Source organism: Desulfurobacteriaceae bacterium (assembly GCA_039832905.1).
In the GTDB taxonomy this organism is placed as follows: domain Bacteria; phylum Aquificota; class Aquificia; order Desulfurobacteriales; family Desulfurobacteriaceae; genus Desulfurobacterium.
The window spans coordinates 1-5,707 of record JBDOLX010000089.1 but is presented as its reverse complement, the minus strand read 5'-3'; the positions used below and the strand labels follow the sequence as shown (position 1 = coordinate 5,707).

Below are 5,707 nucleotides of genomic sequence, written 5' to 3'. Positions count from 1 at the left end.
TTGAAGACTTCTTGATAGAAGAGGCCCTAAAATACCTAATGGTTGCCATATCAACTCTGGATGATCCCCATACCCATCTAATTGCAGGTAGGATCTTTCTAAGACTTAAGGATTTAACTAAAGCAAAATTTCACCTTGAAAGGGCTTACTTTACAGGTGATGAATCTTTAAAAAAAAGGTGCATTCCTTACCTTTCTGAGGTCTACTTTCTATCTAAGGAGTTTCAAAAGGTTAAAGAAATCCTCTCGGAACTTCCTTTTTCTATTCATCCGACGGTTCACTTTATAAAAAGAGTTTGGATGTAAGATGGTATTAGTTGACAAGAAAAAAGAGATAGACATCTTGATAATAGCTGAAGGAACTTATCCCTTTGTTCGTGGAGGAGTTTCTTCTTGGATTAGAGACCTCATTAATGGTCTTAGTGAGTTTAACTTTGGTGTTGTTTTTGTAGGAAGCAGAAAAGAAGATTACGGTGATATAAAATATCCTATACCTGAAAACCTTGTTTACTTAAGCGTTCATTACCTTTTTGATTCTTCAAGTAGACCACCACCAAGAATTTTGGAAGGAGATAAGAAACATTTTGAGAAAGTTAGAAAACTCCATCACTGGTTTAAAAACAATATAGGAAAGGCTTTTCCTAAAGAGCTTCATAAAAAAGAGTTTTATGAAAAAGAGATTACGGAAGAAGAATTTTTATACAGCAAAAGAGCTTGGGAGTTTATTGAGGACAATTACTTGCTGTTTGCAAGAGATACACCCTTTATAGACTATTTCTGGACTATAAGAAACGTTCATGCACCTATTTGGAGAGTTGCAAGCATTGTCAAGGATCTAAAGCCCATAAAGCTTGTTCATAGCCCATCTACGGGTTACGCCGGGTTTTTAGCATCACTGATAAAAAATGATAGAAAAGTTCCTTTCCTACTAACTGAACATGGAATCTACACAAGGGAGAGAAAGATAGACATCTTAAGTGCAGATTGGATACAGGATAGGCGCCTTTCCTTTCAGAGAAAAAAAGGTGAAGTCGAGCACTTAAAAGAGATATGGATAAACTTCTTTATTGGGCTCGGTAAACTTGCTTACGAAACTGCCGATAAGATCATATCTTTATTTGATGATGCAAGAAAAATACAGATTTCTTTAGGAGCTCCACCAGAAAAAACCTTGGTAATTCCAAATGGTGTTAGGATTGAGAACTATCTTGAAGCTAGAAAAAAGAGAGGAAAAAATATTCCAAAGGTAATAGGACTTATTGGAAGAGTTGTTCCTATTAAGGACATAAAAACTTTCATAAAAGCTATAAGAATAGTTGCCAATAAGATACCAGAAGTCGAAGGCTGGATAATAGGACCAACAGAAGAAGATCCAAGCTATTACGAAGAGTGTAAAAAGCTTGTATATGCTCTTAATCTGAAGAGAAATGTAAAGTTTCTAGGATTTCAAAAGATACCGGAAGTTCTTCCAAAGGTTGGACTTACAACCTTGACATCTATTAGCGAAGGAATGCCTTTGGTGGTTTTAGAATCTTTTGCTGGAGGTGTTCCAGTGGTTTCAACAGATGTTGGTTCCTGCCACCAGCTCATTTATGGAGGACTGTGCGAGGAAGACAAAGCTTTAGGAAAAGCAGGAGAGGTCACTCCTGTAGCCAATCCCAGTGCCCTTGCCGATGCTTATATCAAGTACCTCACTGATGAAGACTTGTGGGAATCTAGCCATAAAGCAGCAATTGAAAGGGTTGAAAAGTTCTATAGTTTCGAAGCCTTTATAGATAGCTATAGAAAACTATACTCAAGGTATAGCAATGGCGGGAATATCGTTTGAACTGAAAAGAATTTTAGAAGACAACAAACTCACATCTTTGTTCCTTTCATTTACTTATTCTATTTCCTTAAGTGCTGGTCCATGGATTATTTCTATCTTGGCGATAATTTTTGCGGGTATTATAGCTTCCAAGTCTTCCAACAATCCTGAGGTGGTGAGACAGTATCAAGTTGTAATAACTTACATTACTGCTATTAGCCTCATCGTTTCTGGTCCTTTGCAGCTTCTATTTAGTAGGTACATTTCTGATAGACTTTTCGAAAAAGAAGTTTGGAGAGTTCTTCCCAACTTTATAGGTGCTCTTACAGTATCTATGGCACTTGGGTTTTTAGTGGGACTTTTGATTGTCTTATTTGGAATGAAAAAACTGCCTCCTACTTTCGCTTTGCTTTTCTTATTTTCCTTAACACTTTCTTCTGGCTTTTGGATAGTAAACGTTCTCCTAACATCGCTGAAAAGTTATAAATACATTCTCTTTGCTTTCTTTATAGGTTTTGGTTCTATGATGATAACTGCCCCTATTTTCTCTAAAGCAGGAATTACAGGTTTACTTTTTTCCTTCTTTGTAGGAATGGGCATAGCTTTTTCTCTCTTGGTAGGTTACATTTTTTACTCGTATACGTCTTCAAAGCTTATAGAATTTGATTTCCTGAACTTAAAGAAAATTTACCTAAGTCTTGCAGTTAGTGGACTTTTCTATAACCTTGGTATATGGATAGATAAGTTTGTTTTCTGGTTTTCCCCTTTAACTGGACAACAAGTAATAGGACCATTTAAAGCTTCTCCCGTTTACGACATTCCAATATTCTTGGCTTACCTCTCAATAGCTCCTGGAATGGGTATATTTTTTCTAAAACTTGAGGCAGAGTTTGCAGAATACTACGATAGATACTACTCAGCCGTAAGAGAAGGCGCTACTTTAGAGAGAATCTATGAAATGGGATACGAACTTGTAATGGCTGTGCGGGGGCTTATCCAAGAGGTTTTCAGGATACAAGGAATGGCAGTTATCATTGTTCTTCTCACGGAAAAAGAAGTTTTTAAGTGGTTTAACCTTTCTCCCCTTTACCTGCCACTCTTCAATATTCTCCTTTTAGGAACCTCACTACAACTTCTTGTTATGTGCATTTTGGCTCTACTTTTTTATTTTGATTTGAGGAAAGAAGCTGTTTACCTTACTATCTCTTTTGCGATACTCAATTTTCTCTTAAGTATCATAAGTATAAAGTTAGGACCTTACTTTTACGGTTACGGCTTTTTCCTTTCCTTACTGATAACTTTTCTTTTTGGAACATACTTACTGAGGAGGTTCCTGTATGAACTTCATTATAGGACTTTTATGCTTATTTAGCCTTCTTTTTAATGTAGTTGCTTACGGAGAAGATAATAAACCGTCAGTCGCTGTTATGTATTCTTCCCTCCCTGAAGAAATTCTCTACCTTTATGACTGGATAATAGTGGATCCCGACACGTTCCCCTTAAAGAAAATCAAAGAAAAGTTCTATATGAAAAAACACGGAAAATTAATCGCCTACGTTAGTATTGGAGAAGTTTCTCCGACAAGGAGTTATTTCAAACAAATAAAGAAATCTTGGATGTTAGGTAAGAACAAGGTTTGGAAATCTTTTGTTTTGGATCTTAGAAAGGAAGATTGTGGAAATTTTTTAATAGAAAAAGTTTTTAGACCCCTTGCAGAAGAAGGATATGACGGCTTTATGCTTGACACACTCGACTCTTACAGGTTGATTTTAAAAAAGAACGAGTGGAAAAAGTACGAAGAGACAGAAATTGAATTTATAAAGAAGCTGAGGAAAACTTTCCCAAAAAAAATAATAATTGCCAATAGACCCTTTTCTATCCTTGAAAGTATAAAAGACTATATAGATGCTGTTTTGGCCGAATCCCTTTTCTATGGTCTCGACGAGAAACTAAGCTACAAGAAAATGAAAGAAAAAGAAACAAAATGGTTGTTAGAAAAATTAAATGAAGCTAAATGCTTGGGACTTCCCGTTATAGTTATTGACTATATTCCACCAGAAAAGAAAGAACTTAGAAAGCTGGACGCTAAAAGAATAGAAAAACTGGGATTCATTCCTTGGGTTACGGATAAATATTTACAGGATATTGGAGAAGGAATATTTCATTTAATCCCAAGAAGAATACTTATCGTCTACGACCCTTCCCAAGAACCTGACCCTCTACTACCTACGCCTAACTATGAAATTCAAATGCCTTTAGAGTGGCTTGGCTTCGTTCCAGAACTTGTAGAAATCTCCTCTTTACCTCATGGCTTTTTGGGAAATTTATACAGGGGAATCATCGTTTGGAGTGGAAGCAAAAGTGTAAAGTTTGAAACATGGTTAAGGAAAAGAATAAAAGAAGGGACAAAAGTATTTATCTTTAATGTTTCCACTTTAAGGAAAGAGTTTTTAAAGGAACTAGGAATAGAAAAAGGAGAAATTAACGGGTTTGACAAAAAGTCAATTATTTATACTGCTCCTACCTATGGGTTTGAGGCTCTAGCCTTTCTTGACCCTCTCTCACCAAAAGTATCAACAAAGGACAAAAGTTTTATTCCGCTCATAAAGTATCAAGATAGTAAAGGAAAAGTTTTTGTTCCAGCAGCCATTACTTCTTGGGGAGGATATGCGTTAAGTGGAACCGTTTTAAGAAGTATAGGAAAAGTTGATTATTGGGTCTTTGATCCATTTTGGCTTTTTAAAAAGGTATTTGGAGAAATACCTGCACTTGACGTAACTACAGAAAACGGAAGAAGAATTCTTACGGTTCACATAGATGGAGATGGTTTCATTGATAAGGTAGAGTTCCAGCCGGAGAAAATAGCTGGGGAAATAATTAGAGATGAAATACTGAAAAAATACAAAATTCCCCATACGGTTTCAGTTATAGTGGGAACTATCTCTCCTAATGGACTTTATCCTAAAGACTCTGCTGAGTACCAAGAGGTGGCAAGAACTATCTTTTCTTTACCCAATGTAGAACCAGCAAGCCATACTTTTTCTCACCCTTTTAGCTGGATTAATGTTTATAGGATATCAAAAGGTTTACCTCCTCTTGAGAAAGATAACTTAGAGTATGGCAACAACTTACCAATTCCTAACTACACTCCGTCCTTGGAAAAGGAAATTGTCGGTTCGCTAAGGTATATTACTAAACATCTTTGCCCTAAAGGGAAAGAGGCTAAGGTTTTACTATGGTCTGGTGACTGTTTACCACCAAAAGAAGCACTAAGAATAACTTACGAGAACGGAATTTATGCGGTGAATGGAGGGGATACGACGATAGATAATACCCATCCATTTCTTACATTCATTTCTCCCATGGGAATAAACAGAGGAGAATATTTCCAGATTTATGCTCCTGTTCAAAACGAAAATGTATATACAGATTTGTGGAAGAAGAAATTTGGTTACGTAAAAGTTATTCAAACCTTCAAACTTACTGAAAAGCCAAGAAGATTAAAACCTATAAGCATTTACTACCATTTTTACTCTGGTGAGAATCTTTCTTCACTAAAAGCTTTAAAAAGGGTTTACAACTGGGCTCTATCCCAAAAGCCTATTTCTTTATTCCTTTCTGAATATGCTCAGAAGGTTTTGGAGTTTCGCGGAAGCGCTATCGCTACACGGGGCAGAGATTTAGTTGTGAAAACGGCTGGAACTTTAAGAACTTTAAGAATTCCTACTTCGTGGGGATACCCTGACATAGAAAAATCAAAAGGGATAGTGGGATACAAAAAGATAGGGAAATGGATTTACATTAGCTTCGACGGAAGCGGAAACTACAAGTTAAGATTTAAAAGTGAAGACAGAAACCCATTTATTTTAGTAGAATCAAACGGAAAGGTTGTTTCTTTTTC

Annotated in this window: 4 protein-coding genes; all 4 read left to right on the top strand. The window is 36.3% G+C overall.

Annotation, left to right across the window (positions count from 1 at the left end; all coding sequences use genetic code 11):
* Positions 1-305: hypothetical protein (locus ABGX27_06305; GenBank protein ID MEO2069109.1), on the top strand; the 305-nt coding region annotated here is incomplete at its 5' end.
* Position 306: 1 nt separating this feature from the next.
* Positions 307-1,827 carry a GT4 family glycosyltransferase PelF gene (gene pelF, locus ABGX27_06300; GenBank protein ID MEO2069108.1) on the top strand — a complete coding sequence of 507 codons (1,521 nt, stop codon included), beginning with the start codon at positions 307-309 and terminating at the stop codon, positions 1,825-1,827.
* Positions 1,808-3,178, top strand: a complete 1,371-nt coding sequence (gene pelG, locus ABGX27_06295) for an exopolysaccharide Pel transporter PelG (GenBank protein MEO2069107.1) — start codon at positions 1,808-1,810, stop codon at positions 3,176-3,178. The genes pelF and pelG overlap by 20 nt, the downstream gene beginning before the upstream one ends.
* Positions 3,144-5,707: endo alpha-1,4 polygalactosaminidase (locus ABGX27_06290; GenBank protein MEO2069106.1), on the top strand; the 2,564-nt coding region annotated here is incomplete at its 3' end. The genes pelG and ABGX27_06290, both read left to right, overlap by 35 nt.